Annotated in this window: 1 protein-coding gene; it reads right to left on the minus strand. The window is 60.2% G+C overall.

Annotation, left to right across the window (positions count from 1 at the left end):
• Positions 1-377 (minus strand): aquaporin (locus tag CBF90_RS16230; RefSeq protein WP_172407881.1); only part of this gene is annotated, 377 nt, incomplete at its 3' end.
• Between the last annotated feature and the right edge of the window lie 183 nt (positions 378-560).

The following is a 560-nucleotide window of genomic DNA, read 5'->3' on the forward strand; positions in this document are numbered from 1 at the left end:
TCATAGTGCTGTTTGTACGCCAGCCAGCACAGCACCGCACCGACAAAGGCACCGGCGAACTGGGCGAGGATGTAGATCGTGATGTTGCCAGCCGTAGCAGGGATACCAGGGGCCAGATCCTTGCCGGCGATGGCCAGACCGACGGTCACAGCCGGATTCAGATGCCCACCGGTCTTGTAAGCGGCGTAAACCCCGAACATCACGCCGAAGCCCCATCCCCAGTTAATATGGAGGGAACCGGGGGCGTTAGCGTGGCCCTTGCTCTTGGGAAGGAGGTTATTGGCGACGACGCCACAACCCAGGAGAATGAGGATCAAGGTGCCCAAGAACTCCGACCCGAAGATCGTTGCACCGGGCACCGCGGTTTCGAGAAGCATGAAGACTCCTTCGTCGTGGTGTCATCCGTTGACACCGGTTTACTCGCCGGTGGCAGTCGATCCCGTAGAATTTAGGAACGGGGACCGTCGTCCCGCCCCCCATCGGGGTCGGACGTAGCTCACAGTCAAACATCAAGGGCCCCACGGATTCGCGATTCTGCACTCATGTGCATGGCAAGGGGG

It is taken from the genome of Microbacterium sp. AISO3 (assembly GCF_002204305.1).
GTDB classification, from domain to species: domain Bacteria; phylum Actinomycetota; class Actinomycetes; order Actinomycetales; family Microbacteriaceae; genus Microbacterium; species Microbacterium arborescens.